Annotated in this window: 25 protein-coding genes; 5 read left to right on the top strand and 20 right to left on the bottom strand. The window is 71.3% G+C overall.

What is annotated here, in order from left to right; genetic code table 11:
* Positions 1–58: 58 nt before the first annotated feature.
* The 3 genes from AC0666_RS28375 to AC0666_RS28365 all read right to left on the bottom strand — a co-directional run bounded on the left by AC0666_RS28375 (position 59) and on the right by AC0666_RS28365 (position 2,011).
* Positions 59–400, bottom strand: a complete 342-nt coding sequence (locus tag AC0666_RS28375) for a hypothetical protein (RefSeq protein WP_468963936.1) — start codon at positions 398–400, stop codon at positions 59–61.
* A gap of 511 nt (positions 401–911) precedes the next feature.
* Entirely contained in the window at positions 912–1,346 is a 435-nt protein-coding gene (locus AC0666_RS28370; protein ID WP_361715395.1) for a hypothetical protein, read from the bottom strand.
* A 221-nt stretch (positions 1,347–1,567) separates the two neighbouring features.
* Positions 1,568–2,011, bottom strand: coding sequence for a MarR family winged helix-turn-helix transcriptional regulator (locus AC0666_RS28365; RefSeq protein WP_478708589.1), 444 nt, complete (start codon positions 2,009–2,011; stop codon positions 1,568–1,570).
* 132 nt (positions 2,012–2,143) lie between these two features.
* On the opposite strand from AC0666_RS28365, the gene AC0666_RS28360 reads away from it, so the two are divergent.
* Both AC0666_RS28360 and AC0666_RS28355 read left to right on the top strand, forming a co-directional pair.
* Positions 2,144–2,536 carry a nuclear transport factor 2 family protein gene (locus AC0666_RS28360; protein ID WP_468578877.1) on the top strand — a complete coding sequence of 131 codons (393 nt, stop codon included), beginning with the start codon at positions 2,144–2,146 and terminating at the stop codon, positions 2,534–2,536.
* 220 nt (positions 2,537–2,756) lie between these two features.
* Complete coding sequence (locus AC0666_RS28355; RefSeq protein ID WP_478708588.1) at positions 2,757–3,068, top strand: VOC family protein; 312 nt, start codon at positions 2,757–2,759, stop codon at positions 3,066–3,068.
* A gap of 386 nt (positions 3,069–3,454) precedes the next feature.
* On the opposite strand, the gene AC0666_RS28350 is transcribed toward AC0666_RS28355, so the two are convergent.
* From AC0666_RS28350 to AC0666_RS28335, 4 genes are all read right to left on the bottom strand, one after another.
* Entirely contained in the window at positions 3,455–3,904 is a 450-nt protein-coding gene (locus AC0666_RS28350) for a hypothetical protein (RefSeq protein WP_478708587.1), read from the bottom strand.
* Positions 3,905–3,946: 42 nt separating this feature from the next.
* Positions 3,947–5,086 carry an amidase domain-containing protein gene (locus AC0666_RS28345; protein WP_478708586.1) on the bottom strand — a complete coding sequence of 380 codons (1,140 nt, stop codon included), beginning with the start codon at positions 5,084–5,086 and terminating at the stop codon, positions 3,947–3,949.
* A 370-nt stretch (positions 5,087–5,456) separates the two neighbouring features.
* Positions 5,457–5,714, bottom strand: a complete 258-nt coding sequence (locus tag AC0666_RS28340; RefSeq protein ID WP_468578873.1) for a hypothetical protein — start codon at positions 5,712–5,714, stop codon at positions 5,457–5,459.
* A gap of 234 nt (positions 5,715–5,948) precedes the next feature.
* On the bottom strand, positions 5,949–6,602 hold the full coding sequence (locus tag AC0666_RS28335; protein WP_478708585.1) for a TetR/AcrR family transcriptional regulator: 654 nt from the start codon (positions 6,600–6,602) through the stop codon (positions 5,949–5,951).
* A gap of 125 nt (positions 6,603–6,727) precedes the next feature.
* On the opposite strand from AC0666_RS28335, the gene AC0666_RS28330 reads away from it, so the two are divergent.
* Both AC0666_RS28330 and AC0666_RS28325 read left to right on the top strand, forming a co-directional pair.
* Positions 6,728–7,678, top strand: a complete 951-nt coding sequence (locus AC0666_RS28330; RefSeq protein WP_468963946.1) for an alpha/beta fold hydrolase — start codon at positions 6,728–6,730, stop codon at positions 7,676–7,678.
* Between the two features lie 76 nt (positions 7,679–7,754).
* A complete protein-coding gene (locus tag AC0666_RS28325) occupies positions 7,755–8,864 on the top strand; it encodes a DUF5954 family protein (protein WP_468963947.1) in 1,110 nt (369 codons plus the stop codon).
* A gap of 22 nt (positions 8,865–8,886) precedes the next feature.
* Here AC0666_RS28325 and AC0666_RS28320 read toward each other — a convergent pair whose 3' ends face one another.
* Positions 8,887–9,750, bottom strand: a complete 864-nt coding sequence (locus AC0666_RS28320; RefSeq protein WP_478708584.1) for a class I SAM-dependent methyltransferase — start codon at positions 9,748–9,750, stop codon at positions 8,887–8,889.
* A 19-nt stretch (positions 9,751–9,769) separates the two neighbouring features.
* Complete coding sequence (locus tag AC0666_RS28315) at positions 9,770–10,279, bottom strand: DUF3887 domain-containing protein (RefSeq protein WP_468963950.1); 510 nt, start codon at positions 10,277–10,279, stop codon at positions 9,770–9,772.
* A gap of 204 nt (positions 10,280–10,483) precedes the next feature.
* Between AC0666_RS28315 and AC0666_RS28310 the strand changes: the two genes are divergently transcribed.
* Positions 10,484–12,037 carry a hypothetical protein gene (locus AC0666_RS28310; RefSeq protein ID WP_468963951.1) on the top strand — a complete coding sequence of 518 codons (1,554 nt, stop codon included), beginning with the start codon at positions 10,484–10,486 and terminating at the stop codon, positions 12,035–12,037.
* A 66-nt stretch (positions 12,038–12,103) separates the two neighbouring features.
* Here the strand turns inward: AC0666_RS28310 and katG are convergent, their stop codons facing one another.
* The 11 genes from katG to AC0666_RS28255 form a co-directional block, all read right to left on the bottom strand.
* Positions 12,104–14,293 (bottom strand): catalase/peroxidase HPI, encoded by a 2,190-nt coding sequence (katG, locus tag AC0666_RS28305; protein WP_468963952.1) that lies wholly within the window; start codon positions 14,291–14,293, stop codon positions 12,104–12,106.
* A gap of 274 nt (positions 14,294–14,567) precedes the next feature.
* Complete coding sequence (locus AC0666_RS28300; RefSeq protein WP_468963954.1) at positions 14,568–15,002, bottom strand: hypothetical protein; 435 nt, start codon at positions 15,000–15,002, stop codon at positions 14,568–14,570.
* Positions 15,003–15,142: 140 nt separating this feature from the next.
* A complete protein-coding gene (locus tag AC0666_RS28295; protein ID WP_478708583.1) occupies positions 15,143–15,529 on the bottom strand; it encodes a hypothetical protein in 387 nt (128 codons plus the stop codon).
* A gap of 117 nt (positions 15,530–15,646) precedes the next feature.
* The gene (locus tag AC0666_RS28290; RefSeq protein WP_468963956.1) at positions 15,647–15,844 is read right to left on the bottom strand and encodes a hypothetical protein; all 198 of its coding nucleotides are present in this window, start codon (positions 15,842–15,844) and stop codon (positions 15,647–15,649) included.
* Between the two features lie 38 nt (positions 15,845–15,882).
* On the bottom strand, positions 15,883–16,086 hold the full coding sequence (locus AC0666_RS28285) for a hypothetical protein (protein WP_478708582.1): 204 nt from the start codon (positions 16,084–16,086) through the stop codon (positions 15,883–15,885).
* A 232-nt stretch (positions 16,087–16,318) separates the two neighbouring features.
* Positions 16,319–16,753 carry a hypothetical protein gene (locus tag AC0666_RS28280; protein WP_468963958.1) on the bottom strand — a complete coding sequence of 145 codons (435 nt, stop codon included), beginning with the start codon at positions 16,751–16,753 and terminating at the stop codon, positions 16,319–16,321.
* Between the two features lie 215 nt (positions 16,754–16,968).
* The gene (locus AC0666_RS28275) at positions 16,969–18,123 is read right to left on the bottom strand and encodes a substrate-binding domain-containing protein (RefSeq protein ID WP_478708581.1); all 1,155 of its coding nucleotides are present in this window, start codon (positions 18,121–18,123) and stop codon (positions 16,969–16,971) included.
* Positions 18,124–18,134: 11 nt separating this feature from the next.
* Entirely contained in the window at positions 18,135–19,202 is a 1,068-nt protein-coding gene (locus AC0666_RS28270; protein ID WP_478708580.1) for an ABC transporter permease, read from the bottom strand.
* Positions 19,199–20,764 carry a sugar ABC transporter ATP-binding protein gene (locus AC0666_RS28265; RefSeq protein ID WP_478708579.1) on the bottom strand — a complete coding sequence of 522 codons (1,566 nt, stop codon included), beginning with the start codon at positions 20,762–20,764 and terminating at the stop codon, positions 19,199–19,201. Before AC0666_RS28265 ends, AC0666_RS28270 begins: the two co-directional genes overlap by 4 nt.
* Before the next feature lie 97 nt (positions 20,765–20,861).
* Positions 20,862–23,633: a SpoIIE family protein phosphatase gene (locus AC0666_RS28260; RefSeq protein WP_478708578.1), complete on the bottom strand. Its 2,772-nt coding sequence runs from the start codon at positions 23,631–23,633 to the stop codon at positions 20,862–20,864.
* 116 nt (positions 23,634–23,749) lie between these two features.
* Positions 23,750–24,691 (bottom strand): cyclase family protein, encoded by a 942-nt coding sequence (locus AC0666_RS28255; RefSeq protein WP_478708577.1) that lies wholly within the window; start codon positions 24,689–24,691, stop codon positions 23,750–23,752.
* Between the last annotated feature and the right edge of the window lie 175 nt (positions 24,692–24,866).

Raw genomic sequence — 24,866 nt, 5'->3', positions numbered from 1 at the left:
GGTGGGACGAGGCGCGGAACGGGTGCCGGGCTACTGGTCCGCTCGGGGGCCGAGCGACTCAGTCGTCGTCGGGCGCCGGGAGGAACCGCACGGTGATCGTCCTCTCGACCGTCTTCTTGATCACCTTGCCGTGGCGGTTCTTGGTCGTCTTGGTGACCGTCGTGGTCTTGGTGACCTTGACCCGGCCGTCAAACAGGGTGCGTTTGACGGTCGACGTCTCGATCTTGACCGTGGTTGTGGTGCCGGTGTGGGCCTGGTGGCCGGGCGCCGTCTGGACGGCTGCGGTCGGCGCCGCCGCCGGTGCGGCGAAGGCGCTGGAGGGCAGCAGCGCGCCGCCTGCGGCGAGCACCCCGGAGACGCCGAGGAGGGCGAGACGCTGGGTGAAGGACGTGCGGATCATGGTGGACTCCTTGTGGTCGAGATGGCCGGGGGCCGAGGACCGGCCCTGTCCGGGGGGCCCTGCCGGGCCCGTGCTTCCATTGGGCCCCAGAGGCCGGTGGCTGGTCATGTCCCTGGAAGTCGGGACTTGACGCGGAGCACCCGACCGAGTAGCGAGCGGAGCGGGGCCGCTCACGGCTGCCCGGGCGGCGCGTCGGGCGCGAATCGGTGCTCCTCGGGACGGCACGCGCAGCGCGGTACGGCCGTCGGCGCCCGACCGGCGGCTCGGACTGGCGGCGGGTCACCCGGGCTACGTGGAAGCCCCGGCGAGCGGCACCACGGGGTTGCCGCGCTCGACCGGGCAAGACTTAGACACGGCATCGCTTATTTCAGCTCGGACATTCATGAAGAATGCCCGGCATGTCGTCACACACAGACGCCGGAGAGGCTGGGCCTCTCCGGCGTCTGCTGTACATGTGTGAATGGTGGGTGTGTGAGAATCCGCCTTTCCGTAGCAGGAGTGCTGTCGCCCGTCACTTGCCGAGCTTGGCCTTCAGGTTCTGCTTGACCTGGTCCTTGATGACCTGGGCCTCGGTCTTGCTCACGATGCCGCCGGTGCCCGTGCCGTCGCCGCCCACGGAGGTGGCGTCGCCCTGGTTGATGGCGTCGGCGCTGGCGTTGCCGCCCGTGGCGGCACCGGTCTTGATGTCGCATGCGCCCTTACATTCGGTGACACCGGAGTTGGCATTGCCGCCCGTGGCCTCGCCGCCGACCGTGGTGTTCTCGGCGTTGGAGTCGCCGCCGGTACCGATGCCGTCGGCGCTGTCCGCGGGGAGCAGGGAAACGGCCTGCTGCGGGGCGGCGACCGGGGCGGCCATCGCCGTCGCCGGCAGTGCGATACCGCCGCCCAGCAGCGCCACGGAAGCTCCGGCCAGGACGATACGACGGGTCGAGAAACGCTGGAACATGGGAATTCTCCATTCGGTGTAAGAAGAGGTTGGGGATGCCGTCCCGGAATGGGTCGGCGGCAATTCTTCGTCCTCGTTTCTCCGGTGCTTTCTCCCGGTGAGGGCGTACTTCAAATAAACCCTGTGGGCGGATGTGCGTCACGCCCCTCGAATACGTGGCTTGACGTCGGGGGCCGGCCTTGATAAAAGCCGCGGGACGGGCTGAGCGAGCCGTTGCCCTGTCAGGCGAAGGGGCCTTCGCTGGTGAAGCGGCGCAGGTGGCGGGCGAACGTCTCGGCTTCGCCCGGCGGCCACGAGGACAGGCTCGCCATGATGTGGGCGGCAAGCCGTGTGCGCAGTTCTGCCACCGCGAGTTCGCCCTGCTCGGTGAGGACGAGCAACTGTGCGCGCCGGTCAGTGGGGTCCGTTTCACGACGGACGAGGCCGGCGGCTTCCAGCCGGGAGGCTCGGCGGGTGACGCCGGAGCGGTCGAGTCCGGCGTCGGAGGCCAGGTCGGCTGCGCTGCGCGGTCCGGTCCGGGCGAGTGCGCTGAGTACCGGGTACGTCAGCGCGTCCACCGCCTCACCCATGCCCTCGGTGAGGTCCCGGTGCAGCTGTGCGCGAGTGGTGCGTCGTAGCAGGACGCCCAGCGCGTCGGCGATCTCGTGTCCGACTTCGTTCTCCATCCCCGAAGAATAGCGTGCGTCCCGCACGCATCTCTGTTACGGTCACAGTGAAGCGTGCGCAGCGCACGCATTCTCGCACCGAGGGCCCTCTCCCTCGCCCCTGCCGCCGTCCCAGCCTCGAAGGGAAGTCACATGACCCGCACCGGGATCAAGCCCGCCCTCACCGATCTGATCTTCAGCAGCGAGCTCTCCGTCGAGGAGGCCGTCGACCGCCACTTCATGCCGGAGTACCGGCAGCGCACCGACGGGCGGTGGGACGACCGTGCCGGGTTCGTCGCACACATCACCCATGTGCGCGGCGTCGTCTCCGGCGGCCGTGTGGAGGTCCACGACGAGCTGTACGACGGCAGCAAGTACGCCGACCGGCACACCGTCCACCTCACGAAGACGGACGGCTCGACGGTGTCCATGGAGGTCTACGTGTTCGCCGAGCTCGGACCCGACGGCCGGTTCAGCCGCATCGAGGAGACCACCCTGCTGCTCCAGGGCTCCGACACCGATCGCCATATCGGCAGCGCCCGCTAGTGCTGTGACCGGAAAGGTCCACCGGGTCGCGCCGCCCGGCACGGCACCTCGCTGCGTTGTCGGACCGCGCAAGTACGTCCAGTACGAGCCGCGGGCCTCCGCCTTGCGATGCACCGCACCGGACAACGCGACCCGGCAAACCTTCCCGGCCACAGCACTAGCCGGCCCTGCACGCCGTACGGTGTGGACGGCAGACCTGTAGGCGGCCTGGCCTCGCCTCGTGAGCGACCACCACGAACACGAAACGGTCAAGGCCGTCCCGGACGGCTACACCACCGTCATGCCTCGGATCATCGGAAACGACACCGCAGCGCTCATCGACGACTACCTGGAGCGGGCTTTCGGCGCCGAGGACCTGGGGCGGTTCATCCTGGAGGACGGCACCGTCGGCCACGCCGAGCTTCGGATCGGGAGCGGACGCCGCCGGCTGACCGAGCCCGGCTTCACCCGCGCAAAGAAGTACGTGTCAGGAGCGCTGTACGACCCGGAGCGGAGCGAGGCGGGCGCCGGCTCGATCCGGTCGATGCCCTGAGCAGCTGCATCTCAACGCTCGTGATCAATACACCTAGCCGGTCGAGCAGCCGCAGGCGATTCCGCCTGCGGCTGCCGCAACCTGCGCGATTCGCGGCTCGGGGAGGAGTACCTCTTGGCAGGCCGCCTGTATCGCTTGCCTGGGGACTCCTTCGAGTTCGCTCTGGGCTTTGGCGACACACCGGGTGATGCTGCCGGCGACGGCGGCCTCATAGGCAGCCTCGGCATCCGCCTTCTTCAAGCCGAGAGCCTTCAGATGCGCCGCGCACGACGCTTCGCTGGCGTGGGCTGCGGGCCCAGCGGTCAGTGTCAGTCCGCCGGTGGCGGGGGCGCCCGACGCCGCAAGGGCGGCGATTCGAGCGCGAAGAGTACGTGTCTGTGCTCCGCCTACTCCGTCGGCGACGGCCGTGACGTCTGTGCCGGTGTCTTCGGTGTGCCGCCCTGGTTCGTGCCCAGGACGACGTACCACGACTTCCCCTTACGGGTTAGCGTCAGCGTCTCGTTGACGGGCCGGCCCTTGTCGTCCGTCGCGCGGACCTGGGCGTCTGCCGTGTCCGGGCCGAACTCGTGACTGACCCGGACGTCGTCCACGTGCAGCTTGCGTCCGCCCTGCGCGGCGACCAGCTTCAGCGCCTCCTCCTCCGTCCCCGCGTTCCCGGGCGGGCCGAGTTTCACCAGGGCCTGCGCATCCCGGTCGTTGAGCGCCTTCACGTACGCGACTGCGGTGTCGCGCTCGTTTCTCGCCTTCCCCTGGTCACCGCCCCCGCCCCCGTCGCACGCGGCCACGGCCAGGACCGCGACCGCCGTCGCGCACACGATGCGAAGTGGTGTCTTCATGTCGCTCCAGAGGAAGGCGAGCCGGTCAACGCCGGTGAACGATCAGGTGCGGTGCGCGTACCACGTCGTGTGCGGGCGCGCGGCGAGGAGGTTGGTGAGCTTGCGGTTGTGTGTGTTGTTCGTGTGGTACGTCAGGTAGATCTCGTCGGCGCCCGAGAAGCCCGTCACGATCATCGTGTGGTCGATGGTGTTGTCACGGTCCCAGTCCGCCTGCAGCACGTCGCCCAGGCCCATCTGCCAGACATTGGACAGCATCCGGGTGCGCTGCGAGTGCTTCGTGGCGAACCAGTACCAGTTCTCCGCACCCGCCCAGGTGTAACTGGTGGTCCAGGTGTGGCCGCCGTAGTACCACTTGTCCTTGTCCTTGCGGTCGAAGTACCCGCTGCCCTTCTGCTTCCAGCCACCGGCCTTCATGGCCTGCGAGATGAAGTTGGTGCAGTCGTTCCCGTAGGTGCGGTAGCTGCCGTTGGGGTTCTTCCAGTAGCGGTTCGCATAGTTGACCATCGCCGTGTAGTTGTACCCGGCGGCCAGGGCGGTCTTGTCGTTCGCGGTGCGCTGTCCGGCCACGTGGCCGGTGGCGGAAGAGGCCGTGCGTCGGTCCTCGTTTTTCGCGCCTTCCGCGGGTTGCTCGGTCTTCGGCGGGGTGGTGTACGTGGTGACGTCCCCCGCGCCGAGGTCCGGGCGGTCCTCGGCGAGCACCCACTTGCCGGCCGCGTCGTGCGTGAAGGTGAGCGTGTGGTCGAGGACGTACTCCTCGGCCTTGGGCTCGTCCGCCGAGCGGACGTTCGGATAGAAGAGGCTCGTGCTCTCTGTCAGCCGGAGCGTGGCCTTGTCGCCCTTGTGCTCCGCCTTGCCCGCGGTGACCGTCACGTCGGCGCCGGAGTAGCCGCCGCTGGCCTTCTCGTAGACGCGGCCCATCCCGGCGAGCTGGGCGAACTCCGTCGTGAGGCCCTTCCGGAGTTCTGGTGTGGCACGGTCGGGCACGACCGGGGCCAGGCGGTGGGCTCCGGCCGTGGTGACCGAGTCGGCCCGCTGCTGCAGGTACGCGCGGGCGACCCCGGTCAGGTCCCGGACCTCGCTGTCGGCGAGCGGGCGGGGCTCCGCCGCTTCCGCGGACGCCCCGCTCCCGGCGGCGGATGCCGGTACGGCCGCGGTGAGCGCCACGACTGTCGCTGTGATCAACGCGTACGGTAATCGGCGAGCGATCTTGCTCATGCTTCCCCCTGTTGTGATGGCTGATGCCTTTTCAGGCTGCTCTTGAAGAGGGCGCATGAGGCAGTAGCCGAGCCCTGATGTCCGAATGTCGACGCTGATTGGCGCGAGAGCGACTTAGGACTTGTCCGGCCGATCATGTGACCGCATCGCGTACTGGTCGTTGATGTGGACATGGGGCGGGGAGATCCAAGGGACGCCGAGTGGGAACGGCTGCGGCCGTTTCCTACCGCTCAGCACGGGCGGTGTGGCAGGTGGCGGGAGCACGGGCAGGACCAGCCCGTTCTCGCGCCAGCGGCGGGCGCCGCAGGCGGCGCCGGAGTGGCGGTCGGCTAGTCGGTTACTCGGGCGTGGGCCTTCCGGCCAGGGCCTTGGTGACGGTCTGCGAGCTGAGCCCGGTGGCCCGGACCAACTCGCCGCGGTCGATGCCGCAGCGGTGCGCTGCCCGCATTGCCGCGTTGCGCAGGGCCACGTCCGGGCGGAAGCGGTGCTGGGCGAGTCTGCTCTGCACGGCGCCGGCGAACCAGACCAGGAACCGGCCCTGCCAGACGGTGAACGGGCTGCGGGAGGTGGGGGTGGGTGTTGCCGGTGCTGCCAACGGGCGTCCCTTCGGTCGAAGTCTGCCCTTCGACGGTGACGGCAGGGGCGGCTCTCGGCCAGAGCGAGAACGAGCCGCCTGCGATGGGGCGCCAGGCAGTCGTGGGGCAGTGGCGCACCTCAAGGGGTGCCCGTTGCTGCCCCTCGTCCCACGAGCCGTGGCGCTCCGTGCATCTCTGCCTCGCTGCGCTCGGCCTCGCCGTGCGGGTCGGCGAGGCGCCCGGTCCCGCCGTGGTCACGCAGGCGGTGCGGCGTGGGCGGAGGGGGCGCGGTGGGCTGGGTGGTCGGTGGTGGTGAAGATCCGGTCCAGGTGGTGGTGCAGGACCCTGATGGCCGACTCCGGCTCCCGTTGTCCCACGAGGATGCTGGTGCCCATGGTCGCCGTCATGGCGAGCAGGCTGATGGCTTCGGTGCGCGCGTCGACGTCGGGGTCGGCCGCGCCGGCTTCCTGGGCCTGCCGGAGCAGGCCGGTCAGGGCGTCCTCGGCGGCCTCGGGGTTGTCGATGAAGGGCTGCGCCGCCAGTGCCTCGTCGGTGACGGAGAGGATCGCGTACGAGCTGTAGAGGAGGTGGAAGGTACGGCTCTCCTCGTCCGTGGGGAGGGAAGCGAGGAGGAGCGCCTCGACCGTCGCGCGCTGACCGGGATCCTGCCCGGCGGCTCGCAGCCGGGCGCCGACCCGTGCGGTGAAGCGGTCGGTGAGGTGCTGGAGCCCGTAGAAGAGCAGTTTCTCCTTGGTCTGGAAGTAGTACTGGACGAGGCGGAGTGACACGCCTGCCTCGGCTGCGACGTCGCGCATGCCGACGGCGTGCAGTCCGCGCCGCCCGGCGACCCGGATGAGTGCCTCGGCGATCTGGGTGCGCCGTTCCTCGTGGTCCACGCGCTTCGGCATGTGCCGTGCCTCCGCCTGTCCGTGCTGCCTTTGCGTCCGGTCGGTCCGGACCTCCTGATGGTACCGCCGTACCAACATTATGGTACGGTCGTATCACGACGAACGGATCTTCCCGGAGGTGCCCCGTGCCCGAGAACACGACCCGAGTGCGCCGCGACATCGGCCACTACGTGAGCGACGAGCTGCGCGACCGCTACTTCGCAGCCTGCGACGCGCTCTTCGCGAAAGGTGCACCGATCCGCTCCGAGACGGACGTCGAGACGAGCTTCGGCACCACGCACGTCTACCGCTACGGCCCCACCGACCCGGCAGCCGAGTCGCGCACGCCCGTGGTCCTGATCCACGGTTCGGGAGGCTGCTCCGCGCAGTGGTACCCCAACACCCGTGCGCTCAGCGCCGACCGCCCCGTCTACGCGCTCGACACCCCGGGCGACCCCGGCCGCAGCGTCCACCGCGAACCGATGTGGCAGCCCGAGCGCGCGGCCCAGTGGATGGACGAGGCCCTCGACGCCCTCGGCCTCGACAAGGTCCACCTCGTCGGCTCCTCCTACGGGGGCTGGCTGGTCATCAACCAGGTCCACCGCCGGCCCGGTCGGCTCGCCTCGGTCACCGCCCTCGACCCGGGCGGCCTGGAGAAGGTGGGACTGCGCTTCTTCGTCTGGATCTTCGCCAGCCTCTTCGCCACCTACGCCCCCAAGGCCTGGCGCCCGCGCCTCGCCAAGTGGCTGGAACAGCCGGTGATCATCGTCCCCGAGCTGCGCGCATGGATCCAGGCCGGCGTGCGGGCCTTCCGGATCCGCCGCCCGGCGCCGCTGCCGCTCTCGGATGCTGAACTGGGCTCCATCCGGACGCCGTTCTACCTGATCATGGGCAAACGCAGCCTGCTCGTGCACCCGAAGCGGCAGCTGGAGCGCGTACCGCGCGTGATCCCCGGTGCCCGGGCCGAGATCATCGCCCAGACCGGCCACGGCCCCCAGATCGACCACCCCGACCTGGTCAACGCCCGGATGCTGAGCTTCATGGAGGACGTCGACTCCCTCGACCCGGCCGCGGCCCAGGGCGCCGTCGGCTCGTAACACCTGCGGGCCGGAAGCGTCGGTGGAATCGGCGAATCCGGAGCGGTGCCGTGCCGTGATCGGCAGGATGGGGGGCATGGACCGTGGGGATGTGGGGCCGGGCAGGTCGCGGCCGGTGGTGGTACGGGTGCCGGTGGAGCCGGTGGAAGCCGCAGTGGAAGCCGACGCGGTCGACGCCGTGTCGCGTGCGGGCGATGTGGTGGTGCGCGGCCCGCTGTTCGGGGTGGCGGCGCAGAGTGCCGGGGACGCGCCGAGGTGGCGGGTGACGGTCGCCGTGACGGCGGGTTGCCCACAACAGGCGCGCGACGGGCTGAACTCGCTCCTGTGGTTCCGCGCGAAGGACGACGCGCACGACAGGGCGGAGCGGCGCGCGCTGCTGGCGGCGGTCGCCCGGCTGGAGAGCGAGCGGGTCGACGAACTCGCCGTGGCCGGGACCCGGTACCGGGTCGTACGCGCCGAGGAGTACGCGGGCGCTGGCGCAGGCGGCATGGAGGAGCCCCGGCCGACCGACCCGGAGCCCCCCGTCCCCGACTGGGACCGCGCCGCCAAGGGCCCGGAGGTCGATGACGGCCTGGTCCTGGACCCGGACGCACCGGTCACCCCGACCCAGGCCCTGGAACAGCTGGTGCTGCGCGGCCTGTGCTACACCGGCGCGCGGTTCCCGGAAGACGTGCGCGCCGACGCACGGCGGGCACTGGACACCCACCCGGACGTCTTGCTCCTCCCGCCCACGTTCACGGTCGTCGAACAGGCCGCGAGCAGTTGGGCGCCGGTCAGCGGACCGCATGCGACCGCGCACGCCGCCCGCAAGTCGCTGGACTTCGCGCTGACCTGGATGTGGCCCCGTATGCGCGGCCACATCCCCGAGGGCGCCGACCCGCACGCCGACGCCCGGACCTGGGCCGCGGGCGGCGGAAGCGGCGGTGGAGCGGGCGACGGCGCCGCGGCGGACCGGCGGGCCGCCGAGCTGGCCGCGTACGCCGATGCCGCCGACACGCTCCGGGCCGGGCGGGTCAACCGGCTGGAGTTCCAAGGCGCCGTCTACCAGATCGCCCGCACCCGGCGCCTGCTGCGCTGGGGCTCCGACGGACCCGAGGGCCCGCGCCCGTCCGATGTCAACAGCCAGGACCCCACACGCATCCACCTTCCGCTCGACGAAGACGGCCGCGTCCTCCCCGAAGACTGATCGAGCACCCGACCGGTGTCCGCTATGCGCCGCTGGGAACGTCGGGGTCCTCCGCCCCGGGCCGGCGGCACCAGGCCGTGATCATCCCGGGTGACAGGTCTGCGCAGTCGGGAGAATCGAGGTATCGGATCGCCTCGTCGATGTCCGCGTCGTCCACCAGCCCGGTCGCGTTCATCGCCTCTCTCGCGCGGTTCCACGTCTCCACCCCGAAACGGCTGATGGCGCTCCCCGGGAGGAGGGGCGGCACGTGGATCTCGGCGGCCACGGACACCAGACCGAGGTCGTGCATCAGCTGCGGGTAGCGCGGGGTCCAGGAGATGTCGGTGCCGATGGTGTCGCGCAGGCCCTGCCACATGGCCTGCATGGCGCGGGTGTACGGGCTCGTGGGCGCGAGGTCGGTGGTCAGGTCGACCGCATCGCCGAGCACCAGGACTCCGCCGGGTACGAGCAGCTCGCCGAGGCGCGCCATCAGCTGCCGGCGGGCGGGCAGGTGCATCAGTACGAAACGAGCGTGGACCAGGTGGAACCGCCCGGGGTCGAAACCGGGGGCGCTGATGTCCGCCTCCAGGACGTCGAGTCCGGGCTGCGGACGGCCTGCGAGGAAGCGGACGTCGCGGTCCACCGCCAGGACACGCGTGACGCCGAGCTCCCCGAGCATTCGGCGGGCGATGCTGCCGGCGCCCGCTCCCACGTCGAGGCTGCTCCATCCGGGCCCCGCGCCCAGCTCCCGCAGCCGGGCGATCGTGACGTCGTCGTAGGCGAGGGCGCCGAGGTCGATGCGCTCGTCCTCGCCGGCCTGGTCGGGCGGGAACACCGTCTCGCCGTACTGCCCTGGCGTGGAGGCGCTCCCGGGCGCTCCGCCGCCGGCCGGAACGGGTGGGTACATCGGTCGGCCACCGCCTCCGCTACGGGATCGGCACTCCGGTCTTGAGGAACCACAGACCGGCGATGCTTCCGTTCTTGTGGAAGTTCAGGCGGAACTCGCCGGCCTGGCGTTCCATCCGCAGCGGCACGCTGACCACGGTGGAGTCGCCGCGTGCGACGTCCTCGGGAACCCCGTGCGACTGGTAGCGCCCGAACGTGGCCTGGTACGTCTTCCAGGCCGCGGCGAGGGCCTCCGGCGTCAGCAGCTTGCGTACCGTCGGGTCGAAGTGGGCTGTGGCCGCGGTGAAGTCGCCGCTCACGATGGCGTCGAGCGTCTGAACGGCGATCCGGTCGTACGGGGTCTGAGCCGGGGACACCGCCCCGGCGGGGCCCGTGACCGCCGTGACCGCCGTGGGGGCGCGGGTCTGCACCGCGGCGGACGCGAAACCGCCGGCCGGGAGCAGCACACAGGCGGCCAGCGTGGCCGTGACCGAGGCCATCGCCTGGACGCGTGCCCGCTTGCTGTGGGGCGTTGGGTCGTTGTCGGTCATCGGGACCACGACTTTCTCCCGCGGAGGGTCCGGACAGGTCCATCTTGCTCCGCTCACTCCGCCCCCGCATGCCGGGGAACAGGGCCGACCGCCGCCCGCTCGCGACGGCATCTCCACGCGTGCCCGCCGACGTCGGCCGCCGGGCTACTGACAGCTGCCCGAAGTGAGGCGGACAATAGGGGAAGTTGACGTCAGGGGGGTCTGATGGGCCGGGCAGTGCGGTGGGGGACGGCAGTACTTCTGGCAGGTCTGGCCGTCTGGTACGGCTCCTACTACGCCACGATCGTGGTCTGGGAGCTACGGAAGATCTGCGCCTGGCTGGCCGCGCCGCTGTTGGCCGCCGCCTCCGCCGCGGCCCTGTGGAGGGCAGGGCACCTGCTCCGCAGGAAGCGGCGCGGCGCCGGTGCGGGCGGGGGCGGGGTCGGGGGCGGCGCGGCGGTGGCCCTCGGCTGGCTGGGCGGCCTCCTCGGGCTGGGCATCGCGGTCTGGTGGCTGGTGTACGGCGCGTACCTCCAGGACCGGGTGTACATGCGCGACGTGCAGATCGTCTCCGAGGCGGTCCCCGAACTGGTGCCCCGCGCGCCGTACCTGGTCGGAAAGGCACAGGCCGCCCCGCATCTGGGCGATGTGACCGGCGAGATCGCCGACGTCACGTACCTGCCCGACGCCGACCGGTTCGCAACCATGGTCGAGCGGCGCGGCTGGCTGTCCGGATACGAAGTCGGCCTCGTGCAGGAGATCCCGCTCGGAGGCAACAGCCGCAACCAGGAGCGGTGCGCGTTCGACGTGGAGAGGGCCGACGCACGGATCGGCGGCTGGTTCACCCACAACCTCGGCCGCAAGATCTCGGCCCAGAAGCGCTGGGTGCGCTTCGAGGCGTCGGACGCCTACGTGACCTGCACGGGCGATACCCCGATCGTGGTCGTCCCCCTCAAGCGCCAGACCGGCTTCCTGGTGGTGACCGAACGCCCGGCCGGAGTCGCGCTCTACAACGGGCGGACCGGAAAACTGACGGTCACCACCGACACGGCAGCGGTACCCGGCCCCTCCTACCCGATGAGCCTCGCGTCCCGGCAGCGCGAGGGAACCGCCGCGGTCGGCAGCTTCAGCGACTGGTGGTTCGAGCGCAGTGGCTGGGACGCCTCGGAGGACGGTGCCAACGAAGGCAACGAATCGGAGTTCACGCTGCGGTACCGCGACCAGGCCGGCGGCAGCGCGTACGTCACCCCCCTCACCCCGCAGGGGGAGGCCAGTTCCGTCGTGGCCGTGTCGACCGTACCGACCCGTCATCAGGGCGGGGGCCTCGCCCCGATGACCGTCCACCGGCTCAGTCCGACCTGGTCGTCGCCGAAGGCGCTCGTCGAGCTGGTCAAGGCGGAGTACCGGGACGTCTGCTGCTACAACGAGGACCGGGTCTTCGAGGTCGTTCCCACCGGTGGCAGTACGTGGACCGCCACCATCGGCAGCGAGCAGAACATCCGCTACCGGGTGGAGGGCCGGGGCCAGGTCGCCGGCCGGGAGGCGACCTGCCTGAAGACGGCTGACGGAGCACTCATCAGCTGTGCGTTCGCGGCGCCCGGGTCGCCGGAGGAAGCGGAACTCAAACGCAGGGAGCAGGAGAAACAGAAACCGAAGGGCGAGGGCGCCGCGCCCCCCGGGGACGTCGACCTCCACGGGTACACCCCCGAGCAGCTCGCCGAACTGCAACGGCGCCTGTCCGAGGAGGTCGTTCGCCGGCTGAAGAACGGCGGGACCTGACGCCCGGCGGCGGGCGCCCGCCCGGGGTCCGGGTCGGCCGGTCAGCGGCCGATCCGGACAACGTGCTCAGGCAAGGTCGAACCGGTCGAGGTTCATGACCTTGTCCCACGCCGCCACGAAGTCACGCACGAACTTCTCGCTCGCATCCTGGCACGCGTACACCTCCGAGATGGCGCGGAGCTGGGAGTGCGAACCGAAGACGAGGTCGACGGCGGTGGCGGTCCACTTGACCTCGCCCTTGGCGCGGTCCCGGCCTTCGAATACGCCCTCGGTCGACTCGGACACCTTCCACTCCAGACCCGAGTCGAGCAGATTGACGAAGAAGTCATTGGTCAACGTCTCGGGCCGGTCGGTGAAGACGCCGTGTGCGGACCGCCCGAAGTTCGTGTTCAGCGCCCGCATACCGCCGATCAGAACCGTCATCTCGGGCGCGGTCAGGTCCAACAGGTTGGCCCGGTCGAGCAGGAGGGTCTCCGCGGCCAACTTCTCCCCGGCCCGGAGGTAGTTGCGGAAACCGTCTGCGGTCGGTTCGAGCACGGCGAACGACTCCACGTCGGTCTGCTCCTGCGAGGCGTCCGTGCGCCCCGGCGCGAAGGGGACCGTGATGTCGTGCCCGGCGTTCTTCGCCGCTTGCTCCACGGCCGCGCAGCCGCCCAGGACGATCAGGTCGGCGAGCGAAACCCGCTTCCCGTCCGACTGCGAGCGGTTGAACTCCTGCTGGATCCGCTCAAGGCCCTGGACCACCTCGACCACTTCGGGCCGGTCGTTCACCTCCCAGTCCTTTTGCGGCGCGAGCCGGATCCGCGCCCCGTTGGCCCCGCCGCGCTTGTCGGTGGCGCGGAAGCTGGCCGCCGAGGCCCAGGCCGTGGTGACCAGTTGGGAGACGGACAGTCCCGATGCGAGGATCTGGCGCTTGAGGGCGGTGATGTCCTCCTCCGCGACCAGCTCGTGATCGACCTTGGGGACCGGGTCCTGCCACAGCTGCGGCTCGGGAATCCAGGGGCCGAGGTAGCGCGAGACGGGCCCCATGTCGCGGTGCAACAGCTTGTACCACGCCTTGGCGAACTTGTCCGCGAGCTCGGCGGGATTCTCGTGGAACCGCTTCGAGATCGGCCCGTAGATGGGGTCCACCTTCAGCGCGAGGTCCGTCGTCAGCATCATGGGGGCGTGCCGCTTCGAGGGATCATGAGCGTCCGGCACGGTGCCCTGGGCCGCGGGATCCTTGGGAGTCCACTGCTTCGCACCGGCGGGGCTCGTCGTCAGCTCCCAGTCGTACGTGAACAGGTTGTCCAGGTAACCGTTGTCCCAAGTCGTCGGCGCGGTGGTCCATGCGCCTTCCAGCCCGCTGGTGAGCGCGTGGGGGCCCACGCCGCTGCCGTAGGTGTTCTTCCAGCCGAGGCCCTGCTGCTCGACGGGGGCGGCCTCGGGCTCCGGACCGATGTACTCGGCCTGGACCGCTCCATGACACTTGCCGAAGGTGTGGCCGCCGATGATGAGCGCGACCGTCTCCTCGTCGTTCATCGCCATGCGCCCGAACGTCTCGCGAATGTCCCTGGCGGCGGCCATCGGGTCCGGGTTGCCGTTGGGGCCCTCCGGGTTCACGTAGATCAGGCCCATCTGCACAGCGCCGAAAGGACCGGTGAGTTCCCTCTCGCCGCTGTAGCGCTCGTCTCCGAGCCACGTGTCCTCGGGTCCCCAGAAGATTTCCTCCGGTTCCCAGATGTCCTCCCGGCCGAAGCCGAATCCGAACGTTTTGAACCCCATCGATTCCATGGCGCAATTGCCGGCGAAGACCAGGAGGTCGGCCCAGGAGATCTTCCGGCCGTACTTCTGCTTGACCGGCCAGAGCAGGCGGCGCGCCTTGTCGAGGCTCGCGTTGTCCGGCCAGCTGTTGAGGGGCGCAAAACGCTGGGCACCGGATCCGCCACCGCCCCGGCCGTCGGCAATGCGGTAGGTGCCCGCGGCATGCCAGCTCATCCGGATGAACAGCGGGCCGTAGTGGCCGTAGTCGGCGGGCCACCAGTCCTGCGACGTCGTCATCACCTCGAAGACGTCCTGCTTCAGCGCGTCGACGTCGAGGTTCCTGAACTCGTCCGCATAAGTGAAGTCCTCGCCCATCGGATTGGACCGGGGCGAGTGCTGGTGGAGAACCTGAAGGTCCAGCTGGTTCGGCCACCAGTCCCGATTCGTCCTCGGCCGGGTGGCCGTGGGGGTCGGGGAGGGGATTACCGGGTTCTCGCTCTCGCTGCCAGACACGTCGGTCCTTCTTCCTGTCTCACTGATTCCTCTGCTGGCCTGCTTGCCCTTGTCCCCATGGTTGCGCACCGATGTCTCCCCACTGAGAGAACACGCAGGGCGACTCGCGCAACGACACTCGAAGTTATTGTCTTAAGTAAGCAGGGTTTGGCGGGGGAATCCGGCGCCGGGCATGCCGACGCCGGAGAGGCTGTGGGCCTCTCCGGCGTCCGCTGTGCGGGGTGGTTTACGGGAATTGACTCCTCGGGGGGCGCAGGGTCCGGGCCGGCGGCCGTCACTTGCCGAACTGGGCCTTCAGGGCCTCCTTGAGCTGCTTCTTGACGAGCCCCTTGTTGGTCTTGTTCACGGTGCCGCCGGTGCCCTTGCCGTCGCCGCCCACGGAGGTGGCGTCGCCCTGGTTGATGGCGTCGGCGCTGGCGCTGCCGCCGGTGGCGGCGCCGGTGGTGATGGTGCACTTGCCCTTGCAGATGCCGACGCCGGAGTTGGCGGTGCCACCGGTGGCCGTGCCGCCGACCGTGGTGTTCTCGGCGTTGGAGCCGCCGCCCGTGCCGATGCCGTCGGCGCTGTCGTCCTGGACCAGGGCGACCGCGTGCTGCGGTGCGGCGACCGGGGCGGCCATGGCGGTCGCGGGGAGGGCGATGCCGCCGCCCAGCAGCGCCACGGAAGCTCCGGCCAGAACGATACGACGGGTCGAGAAACGCTGGAACATGGGAATTCTCCATTCGGTGTAAAAAGAGGGTCTGGACACCGTCCCGGGAAGGGGTCGGCGGCAATTTTTCGTCCTCGTTTTCTCCGGTGGTTTCTCCCGGTGAGGGCGTACTTCAAATAAACCCTGTGGGCCGACATGCGTCACGCCACTCGAATACGTGGCTTGACGCCGAGAATTGATCTTGGTAAAAGCGGACGGCCTCGCAGCCCGCCCGGCGGTGTGGGGCGGCTGAAGACCTCAGTGGCCGTCTTGCGGGCCCTCGGCTGGGCGGTGGAGGGTGTCGCGGGCGCGGGCGCGGGCGCGGGCGTGCCCGGGGCGGGAGCGGCCGGGACGGTGGCGAGCCCGGCAAGGGGGGCCTCGCCGAGGTTCTGGCGTCGCATGCGCGGGTCGACGGACAGCAAGGCGCTGACCAGCTGGGTGAATCCGATCTGGAAGACCTGGCCTGCGGCGGCGCCGAAGAACGCGGCGAGGAAGCCGAACGCCACGGCGGTGATCACGCCGGCCGAGGGGCCGGTGTCCTCGGACACACCCTCCACCGCGGGAATCAGCGCGAACGTGCCGATGAGGTTGTACGGAAGCTGCCCACGCGATCGCCCCCGGCGAGCCTGCCGGCGACGACGGTGATGCCGAAGATGCGCCACCAGTCACCCTGGACCAGTGCGGCCGAGCCGGCGCAGGGCGGTGGCCGGATACGCCTCCTCCAGGGCCACGACGTCCGGGGCCAGGCCGTACCGGGTGGCGAGCCATACGGCCGGCGTTACGGCGGCCGGCAGCAGCACCGGCAAGAGGGCGAGCGGCGCGGCCGCGCTCTCCCGTGAGCCCGAGGCGGCCACCAGCGGCACTCACACCGCCACGACGGCGAATACCAGGGAGCCGGCGATCAGGACGTCGTGGTGCGGCCCGGCACGGCCTCCTTGAGGGCCGCCGGGCAGAGCGCGCCCGGCGCCGCCATGCCCGTGGCGAGAAGCAGAACGAACGGGGTGCAGGCCGCGACGATGAGCGGCACGACGTGTTCGGACGCCGGGTCCTCGCCGTACGGCGGATCGCAGGTCTCGATGTGCCGGTATGCCGTGGCCACGGCCATGCCCACGGCCATGCCCACGGCGAGGGCCGGCGAGGGCCACGCCCGCCAGGGTGATGGCCTGCACGGCCGACATGACGCCGGCCGGCTGCTTTCGGTGGCGGCGGACGGTCGCGAACGCGCCGGGGAGTCGTGGCCCGGCCGGGGATGCCGGGGCGTGCGGATGCCGGAGAGGCCATGGCCTCTCCGGCGTCGTCGCTGTGTGCAGGGACTCAGCGGGTGGTGGGCTCGGCCGTCACTTGCCGAGCTTGGCCTTCAGGTTCTCCTTGACCTGGTCCTTGATGACCTGGGCCTCGGTCTTGCTCACGATGCCGCCGGTGCCCGTGCCGTCGCCGCCCACGGAGGTGGCGTCGCCCTGGTTGATGGCGTCGGCGCTGGCGTTGCCGCCCGTGGCGGCGCCGGTGGTGATGTCACATCCGCCCTCACAGTTGGAGACGCCGGAGTTGGCGCTGCCGCCCTTGGCCTCGCCCCCGACGGTGGTGTTCTCGGCGTTGGAGTCGCCGCCGGTACCGATGCCGTCGGCGCTGTCCGCGGGGGCGAGGGTGACCACGTGCTGCGGGGCGGCGACCGGCGCGGCCATCGCGGTCGCCGGCAGTGCGATGCCGCCGCCCAGCAGCGCCACGGAAGCTCCGGCCAGGACGATACGACGGGTCGAGAAACGCTGGAACATGGGAATTCTCCATTCGGGATGAAAAGGGGGTTTCATGTAATGCCCCGGGGAAAGGGCCGGGCTATCGGTTCGGCCTCGTTGTCTCCGGTGGTTTGTCCCGGTGAGGGCGTACTTCAAATAAACCCTGTGGCGGGACGTGCGTCATGCCCCTCAAGTACGTGACTTGACGCCGAAAATCGATCTTGCTAAAAGCCCCCGGTCCCCTGCCCCGCCGACTACTCCCCGCGCCAGATCCGCTCGTACGCCTCTCGGTAGCCCTTCGGGTCCCAGGACGTGGCCCCGCCGCTGTTCTCGGCCGTCACCACGTGCACGGGTGCGACGTAGCCGCTGGCGGGACGGCCGGCGAAGGCGCGGTTGAACTCGTCGATGATCTGCCAGCCCTGCTGGTTCAGGGGCTCGGGGACGGTGGCCGCCTGGTAGCGCCGGCTGTTGATGCGCTGGAAGGCGGAGGGGTCGCCGTCGCCCGCGCCGATGTTGAAGGGCGGCCCCTCGCCGGGGCGCCCGGCGGCACGCAGCGCCGGGGCGGCGTCGGCGAAGTAGAGGTCGTTGATCGCGATGGAGTGGGTCCACCGGTTCCGGAACCGGGACACCAGGGAGGAGACCTGCTGCGGGGTGCGTTGGCTCGCGTCCGGGATGGGGATGTTCTCCGTGGCCAGCAGCCTCACCCCGGGGCACTCGGCGAGCGCCTGCTTGATCAGCTCGGACTTGTTGCGGGCGAAGGGGATGGAGTCGTCGGTGAAGACGACGACCCCGGCGCCGCCGTCGGACCCGGCGATGACCCAGTCCGCGCTGATCTCCGCCACCTCCGCCACCTTCGTGGTGATGTTGGTGAAGAGCCGGGGACGGCTGCTCGGTCCGGGGGAGGTGACCGCGTGCCAACCGACCACCGGAATGCCCGCGGCCTCGGCCCGTGCCGTCTGCTGCGCCGTGAGCAGGGGGTCGAAGCCGCCGATGGCGATGCCCGAGGGCCTGAGGGTGACGGCTTGGCTGAGCGCGGCCTGGATGCCCGCCGGCGTGCCCTCCCCGTCGATCACCCGGACCTGCCAGCCCATGGCCGCCGCGGCTTCCAGGATGCCCTGGGCGACTCCGGCGACACCGGGGTTGGTCATGGTCTGGGCCACGTAGACGACGGTCTTGCCGGGAACCGCCGCCGGGCCGGTCGTGGGGCCGTTCCAGGAGAGGTCGGTACGCTCGGCCTGCCCCAGGGCCTCCTTCGCCTTGGCGAGTACGGACGGGCAGCCGGCGCCCGAGGGCGCGGCCGGGGGAGACGCCGAGGTCTGCGAAGGGCCGCCTCCGCAGCCGGAGAGGAGAGCGGTGGCGGCCGCCCACAGGGCCGCGGCCGCGAGGACGCTGGTGCGGTTCGGGTACACGGTGCTCCTGACTAGGGGTGCGCTGGTGGCTGGGGGGCGCCGCCGTCCGCCTCCGGCGCCGACGGCCCGGCCGGCCGGGCGGGCGGGTCCCGGTCCGGGGTGGCCCGTGCCCGCAGCCGCCGCCGCGCCGTGTAGCCGGCCAGGCCGACCGCCACCAGGAGCGTGCCGCCGTTGAACAGCGGGGTGGCCCAGAACTGGGCACCGAGTTGGCCGATCCCGGCGAGTCCGACGGCGAGCACGCTGACGGCCACGAGGGTGCCGAGCGCGTTGGCGCGCCCGGGCTTGATCGTGGTGGAGCCGAGCAGCGCGCCGACGAAGGCGGGCAGCAGGTAGTCCAGGCCGACACTCGGGTTGCCGATCTGCTGCTGCGCGGCGAGCAGCACTCCGGCGATGCCCACGACCAGCCCCGATCCGGCGAAGGCGAAGACGGAGTACCTGCGGGTGGGGATGCCGAGGATGTCCGCGGCGCGGGGGTTGGAGCCGATGACGTACAGGTACCGGCCGAGCGGCAGCCGTTCCAGCACCACCCACAGGACGAGGACGGCGGCGAGCACGTAGAAGGCGGCCACCGGCAGGCCGAGGAACCGTGCGTCGTACAGGCCGGTGAAGGCGGCCGGCAGGCCGTCCGGGCCGGGCACGATCCGGCTGCCGTCCGTGAGCCATCCGGTGAGGGCGTACATGATGCTGCCGGTGCCGAGCGTGGCGATGAGGGAGTCGATCCGGGCGAATTCCACGACGACCCCGTTCAGGGCCCCGACCAGCACCCCTCCGGCGATGACGGCGAGGCAGGCGAGCGGCCAGGGCGTCCCCTCCTCGACGATGAGCTGCATCACCAGGACGTGTGCCAGGCCCAGCCCGTAGCCGATGGAAAGGTCGAACTTGCCTGCGGCGACGGGGATCGTCGCACCGAGCGCGAGGAGCGCGGGGATCGACTGGTTGGAGAGGATCGAGGACACGTTGTCCCGCGTGGGGAAGGTGTCCGGCAGGGCCACGGAGAAGACCAGGAAGAGCAGGGCGGTCAGGCCCAGCAGCCCGTAGCTCCCGAGGATGTGATGCCCGCGCGGGGACCGGTGGGTCACGGGGCCGTCGTGCTTCCGGTGATCGCGGGCATGGCCGAGGCGGCGCGGGTGAGTTCGGCAGGCGTCAGGGCGGCACCCGCCGGTTCGGCCGCCACCGATCCGCGTACGAAGACCAGGGCCCGGTGGCAGAGGTCCGCGACCTCCTCGAAGTCGGTGGACACCAGCAGGATCGCGAGGCCCTCGGCCGCCGCGTCGTCGAGCAGCCGGTGGATCGCCGCCTTGGCGCCCACGTCCACGCTCGCGGTCGGCTCTTCGAGGATCAGCAGCCGCAGACCGCCCCGGAGCCACCGGCCGAGGACGACCTTCTGCTGGTGGCCGCCCGACAGGGTGGCGAGGGGTGCCTCGCTGTCGCGGGGGCGCACCGAGAACCGTGCGATCAGGTCGGCGGCCTCGCGCCGCTCACGCCGGGGACCGAGCCAGCGCCACGCCGGGACACCGGACGCCCGGGGGTTGGCCAGGAAGTTCTCCCGGACCGTCAGATCGGGGAGGCAGCCCTCCTCCTGGCGGTTGGCGGCGACGAATCCGACTCCCCGGCCGAGGGCGGCGGCCACCGAACGGGGGCGGTACGGACGGCCGTCGAGCAGAACCCGCCCCCCGAGCAGCGGCAGCGCACCGGCGAGGGCGCGCCCCAAGTGCATGTGGCCGGCGCCGGTCAACCCCACCATGCCGAGGATCTCCCCGGGCGCCAGCTCCAGGCTGACGGGCCCGGTGTGCCGGGTCGTCACGGCGTCGAGACGCAGCACGGGAGTACGGTCGCGGGACACGGCAGCGCCCGGCCCGCGCCCGGCCGGTGCGGCGCCCGCGATGTCATGGACCAGACGGGCAGGGCCGTACCCGGCGAGCAGCCCCTGGCTGACCAGGCGGCCGTCGCGCAGGACGGCGAACGCGTCGGCGACCCGGTACACCTCGTCGAGCCGGTGGCTGACGTACAGGATGCCGTGCCCCCGGTCGCGCAACGCGTGCAGGACGTCGAAGAGCCGGGCGCAGTCCGCGGCGGGCAGCGTGGCGGTCGGCTCGTCGAGGACGAACAGCTCCGCCCGTCGCGCGAGCGCGCGGGCGATGGCCACCAGGGAACGCTCGGCCGGCGCGAGGTCGGCGATGCGGGCCTCGGCGTCCAGGTGTCCGGCGACGATCCCGAGGGCCTCGGCGCAGCGCTCCCGGGTCTGCCGCCAGGAGATCAGGCCGAGGCGGCGCGGGTAGCCCGTCCCCAGGGCGATGTTCTCGGCGACCGTCATCGACTCGACCAGGCCGAGGTCCTGGTGGATGAAGGACATCTTCCCGGTGGCGGCCTCTGACCCGAGCCGGTGCCCGGCCACCGTCACCTCGCCCTCGTCGGCCTGGTGCACCCCGGCGAGCACCTTGATGAGCGTGGACTTCCCGGCGCCGTTGGGGCCGAGGAGGGCGAGGACGCTGCCCCTGTGGAGGTCGAGGCTGACGTCGGCCAGCGCGACGGTTCCGCCGAACCGCTTGCCGAGGCCTTGTATCCGTACGAGCGGTTCACCGCCGGAACTCCGGCGCGGGAGGCCCGTCGAGGTGTCGGAAGGGTCATGGGCGTCATGCACGGACGTCTCCGGGGGCGACCTCGGATCTCCCTCACGGGAGGGTGGGACAGAAAGGATGCTACTGGGAGTCAAGGGACATTCATGGATGTGGCGGATATCAGGCCGCGTCCACGGCGCATTCGGCCCAGATGACCTTGCCCTGGGGGGTGTAGCGGGTGCCCCAGGCCTGGGCCAGCTGCGCGACGAGGAACAGGCCGCGTCCGCCTTCGTCCGTGCCGGCCGCCCTCCGCAGGTGCGGGGCGGTACTGCTGCCGTCGGAGACCTCGCAGATCAGGACGCGGTCGCGGATCAGGCGCACCTGGATCGGCTCGGTGCCGTAGCGGACCGCGTTGGTGACCAGCTCGCTCAGCATCAGCTCGGCGGAGAACGCGAGTTCGTCCAGTCCCCAGTGCGCCAGCTGGCGTGTGGCGGCGGTGCGGACGTCGGAGACCCGCGCGGGATCGGCCGGCAGGTCCCATACGGCGATCCGGTCGGCGGGCAGGGTGTGGGTACGGGCGACGAGCAGGGCGATGTCGTCGGAGGGGTGCTCGGGCGCCATGGCGTCGATGACCGCCTGACAGGTCTCCTCGGGGCTCCGGCCCGGGTGGGCCAGGGCCCGCTGCAGCTGGTCGAGGGCGAGGTCGATGTCGCGGTGGCGGTCGTGGACGAGCCCGTCGGTGTACAGGATCAGCGTGCTGTCCCGGGGGAGCTCGACCTCGGCCGTTTCGAAGGGCAGGCCGCCCAGGCCCAGCGGGGGCCCGGCGGGCAGTTCGGGGAAGGTCACGCTGCCGTCGGGGTGGACCAGCGCCGGCGGGAGGTGGCCGGCCCGGGCCATGGTGCACTGCCGCGAGATGGGGTCGTAGATGGCGTACAGACAGGTGGCGCCCACGATGCTGCTGCTGCCGCTGGCCTCGTCGCCGCCCTCCTCCCGGTCCAGGCGGACCAGCAGGTTGTCCAGGTGGGTGAGGAGCTCGTCGGGCGCGAGTTCCAGTTCGGCGAAGTTGCGTGCGGCGGTCCGCAGCCGCCCCATGGTGGCCGCCGCGTGCAGGCCGTGGCCCACGACGTCGCCGACGAGGAGGGCGACGCGGGTGCCGGACAGGGGGATGACGTCGAACCAGTCGCCGCCCACTTCGAATTCGGCGGGCAGATAGCGGTGGGCGACCTCGACGGCGCCCTGCTCGGGCAGGCCGCGCGGGAGCAGGCTGCGCTGCAGGGCCAGGGCCAGCGTGTGCTCCCGGGTGTAGCGGCGGGCGTTGTCGATGCACAGGGCCGCGCGGGCGGCGAGTTCCTGGGCCAGCCGGCTGTCGTCGTCCCCGAAGGGGGCGGGGTCCTGCGCGCGGTAGAAGCTCGCGATGCCGAGCAGGACGCCCCGGGCGAGCAGCGGGACGGCGATGAGCGAGTGCACGCCGTGCCCGAGGATCCGGCGGGCGCGCTCGGGGCTCTGGGCGATCCAGCCGGCCGAGGACTGCAGCTCGGGTTCCAGAACCGCGTGCCCGCCGGTCAGGCAGCGCATGTGGGGAGTTCCCGGGAGGAGCTCCACGTGCTGTCCGGCCGGGTAGAAGGGGCAGTCCTCGCGGATGCCGTGGACCACCGTGCGGTGCAGCCCGGTCCCCGGATCGGCGGGCTCGTCGCCGCGCAGCACCGCATCGGGCAGGTCGACGGTCACGTAGTCGGCCAGGCGCGGGACCGCCGTCTCGGCGAGTTCCCAGGCGGTGCGGCTCACGTCCAGGGTGGTGCCGATACGGCTGCTGGCCTCGGCCAGCAGCTCCAGGCGGCGCCGTGCCTCGACGGCGTACTTCCCGACTTCCGGCTCGCCCACCAGCACCAGGCCCCGGACCGTGCCGGGCCGGGGCTCGGGCGGCTCGGCCGGCCCGGGCAGGGGTTGGAGGGGCGGGTGCTGGGCGGGCTGCGGTCCGGAGCGGGGCGAGACGGGGAGGTGGTGCACCGGCGGCGTGTCGCTGCTGAGCACCGCCTCGACGACCATGCCCGCCACTCCGGAACGGCTCGTGACCGGGCGGCTCAGCAAGGTGGCCTCCCGGCCGTGGGGGAGCGCCACCTCGACGGCGGCCCGCCGGGAGGCGGAGAGGAGCTCGGTCGCCTTCTCCTTGAGGACCGTCTGGTCGTGCTGGTCCAGCTCAAGATCGACCAGTCGGTCCAGCTCGGGCGGCCCGGCCGGGACGGTCGGCCCGGTGTGGTGCCCGTCCCCGGCGGCCCGGCGGGCCCGGGCGCGCCGTTCGGCGTCGAGGTACGCGCGCAGCAGCCCGCGCTCACGCGCCGAGCTCTGCTCCATCAGCCGTCGCTCGATCGTCTCCGCCGCCCGGCGGACCAGCACGGTCAGGGCCGCGCGCTCGTAGGCGTACGGGTACCCGAAGCAGAGCACGCCCACGATGCGCCCGCTGAGCTGGTCGTGGATGGGGACGGCGCAGCAGGCGTTCGCCTGGGAGCGTTCGGCGAAGTGCTCGGCGCCGTAGACCTGGATGAGGCGCCGCTCGGCCAGCGCGAGGCCGATGCCGTTGGTTCCGGCGCAGCGCTCGGCGAAGACGAAGCCGGGCACGCTCTGGATCGGGGGCAGCTTCCGGGCGAGGGAGGGATCGCCGAAGCGGCGTTGCAGAACCGTGCCGTTCGCGTCGGCGACCGAGATGTTCATCTGGCTGCCCGAGAACCGGGACTGCAACTGGTCGAGCACGGGTCCGGCCGCACGTACGAGCCGGCTGTCCGGATCGAAGTCGTCCGTGAAGGGAAGCTCGGTCTGGTCCGGGGACAGTCCCAGCAGCCGGCAGCGCAGCCACGAGTTCAGGATGGGACTCCTGACCCCGGTCCCGACCGACTCGCCCACGAGGAACCGCTCACGGGAGCGTGCGGGACCGATCTGTCCTCCCGTGACCGCCATCTGCATCACTTCCCTTGCCGGTGCGCCTCGGCCGTATCGGGATGATCGCTCGGGTCCGTGGTGTGAAGTCGAATAAGCGCGTTCCGAGTATATTCCTGGCGATTTGCCCTTCACAGTCACAGGAGGGCGACCGGATTGACGGGCGACCCGGTCCCGCCGGGCACGTTCAGGGGTGTCACGACGATCATGAACTCGTACCGTCCGGCTTGGGCACACGCGGCGGACAGAGCCTCCAGCTCCAGGTTGTCCAGCAGCGGCACCCCCATGGCCGCGACGGCGAGCGTGTGGACGGGGGAGTGGAGGCCCTCCACCGGGGAGGGGCGTACGTCGCTGTCCCCGTCCGCACCGAGCAGACCGATCTCCCGCTCGGCCAGCAGGGGCAGCGCGTCCACATGGAAGCCCGCGCTCGCCGTGTCGACGTCCCACGGTCCCAGCTCGCGGCGGCGCCGGAACCGGCCGGAGCGCAGCAGCACCGCGCACCCGTCGTCGATCCCGACGCCGAGGGCCCGCTCGGCGTCGAGGACGTCACGCGCGTGGACCGCCTGCCCGGGCTCCAGCCAGTCGACGCCGAGGACGGCGGGCAGGTCGAGGAGTACGCCCTTGGCGGCGAGCGGACCGAGCGCCGCCACCGAACCGAAGCGGGCGCCGCCGGAGCCGATGACCTCGTGTGCCGGGTGCCCTTCGTAGAGCCTGCCCCGGTAGGCGATGTGCGACAGCGCGTCGAGGTGGGTGACGCCCTTGCCGTGGTAGTCGACGGCGAGGAAGTCCTTGTGGGTGGCCGGTTCCGGGGGCTCCATGTCGCCGAGGTCGGACATGTAGTGCAGGGCGGGCCTGGTGTTGTCGGGGCCGGGCCGGGTGTTCCAGGGCAGCCCCAGGGGTACTGCCGTACCGTCCCGGACCAGCGTGGCGGCCCGCCGCACGTGCTCCGCGGTCACCCGGTTCCAGGCGCCCCGGTCGGCCGGGGCCCAGCGGCCCCACGTACGGACCGAGGCGAAGAGGGCGTCGAACTCCTGACGGGAGACCCGGGGGACCTGTGCCGGCTGGCTGCTCATGGGCATGCGGCGCTCCAGTCGTGAAGGGCGTCGGCGGGCCGGCCCGCCGTTTACGCATCCCTACCCGGTCGGGGCGGCGGCCGGTCGCCCGCACCCGGACCGGTGAACCGGTGAGGGGTGACCGCGTCGGGGGAGGGGCGGCCGTCCGTCCGGTGAGTGGCGGCCGTGCGCCCGGGCGAGG

The organism is Streptomyces sp. NPDC043680 (assembly GCF_056436685.1).
The sequence above is the reverse complement of the archived record's forward strand: the minus strand, read 5'-3'. Positions and strand labels throughout refer to the sequence as shown.

What these genes read in the sequence shown, in the direction of transcription:
- AC0666_RS28375 (WP_468963936.1), bottom strand. Translation starts at nt 400, where the DNA reads ATGATCCGCACGTCCTTCACCCAGCGTCTCGCCCTCCTCGGCGTCTCC.
- AC0666_RS28370 (WP_361715395.1), bottom strand. Translation starts at nt 1,346, where the DNA reads ATGTTCCAGCGTTTCTCGACCCGTCGTATCGTCCTGGCCGGAGCTTCC.
- AC0666_RS28365 (WP_478708589.1), bottom strand. Translation starts at nt 2,011, where the DNA reads ATGGAGAACGAAGTCGGACACGAGATCGCCGACGCGCTGGGCGTCCTG.
- AC0666_RS28360 (WP_468578877.1), top strand. Translation starts at nt 2,144, where the DNA reads ATGACCCGCACCGGGATCAAGCCCGCCCTCACCGATCTGATCTTCAGC.
- AC0666_RS28350 (WP_478708587.1), bottom strand. Translation starts at nt 3,904, where the DNA reads ATGAAGACACCACTTCGCATCGTGTGCGCGACGGCGGTCGCGGTCCTG.
- AC0666_RS28335 (WP_478708585.1), bottom strand. Translation starts at nt 6,602, where the DNA reads ATGCCGAAGCGCGTGGACCACGAGGAACGGCGCACCCAGATCGCCGAG.
- AC0666_RS28325 (WP_468963947.1), top strand. Translation starts at nt 7,755, where the DNA reads ATGGACCGTGGGGATGTGGGGCCGGGCAGGTCGCGGCCGGTGGTGGTA.
- AC0666_RS28320 (WP_478708584.1), bottom strand. Translation starts at nt 9,750, where the DNA reads ATGTACCCACCCGTTCCGGCCGGCGGCGGAGCGCCCGGGAGCGCCTCC.
- AC0666_RS28315 (WP_468963950.1), bottom strand. Translation starts at nt 10,279, where the DNA reads ATGACCGACAACGACCCAACGCCCCACAGCAAGCGGGCACGCGTCCAG.
- AC0666_RS28310 (WP_468963951.1), top strand. Translation starts at nt 10,484, where the DNA reads ATGGGCCGGGCAGTGCGGTGGGGGACGGCAGTACTTCTGGCAGGTCTG.
- AC0666_RS28300 (WP_468963954.1), bottom strand. Translation starts at nt 15,002, where the DNA reads ATGTTCCAGCGTTTCTCGACCCGTCGTATCGTTCTGGCCGGAGCTTCC.
- AC0666_RS28285 (WP_478708582.1), bottom strand. Translation starts at nt 16,086, where the DNA reads ATGGCCGTGGCCACGGCATACCGGCACATCGAGACCTGCGATCCGCCG.
- AC0666_RS28280 (WP_468963958.1), bottom strand. Translation starts at nt 16,753, where the DNA reads ATGTTCCAGCGTTTCTCGACCCGTCGTATCGTCCTGGCCGGAGCTTCC.
- AC0666_RS28260 (WP_478708578.1), bottom strand. Translation starts at nt 23,633, where the DNA reads ATGGCGGTCACGGGAGGACAGATCGGTCCCGCACGCTCCCGTGAGCGG.
- AC0666_RS28255 (WP_478708577.1), bottom strand. Translation starts at nt 24,691, where the DNA reads ATGCCCATGAGCAGCCAGCCGGCACAGGTCCCCCGGGTCTCCCGTCAG.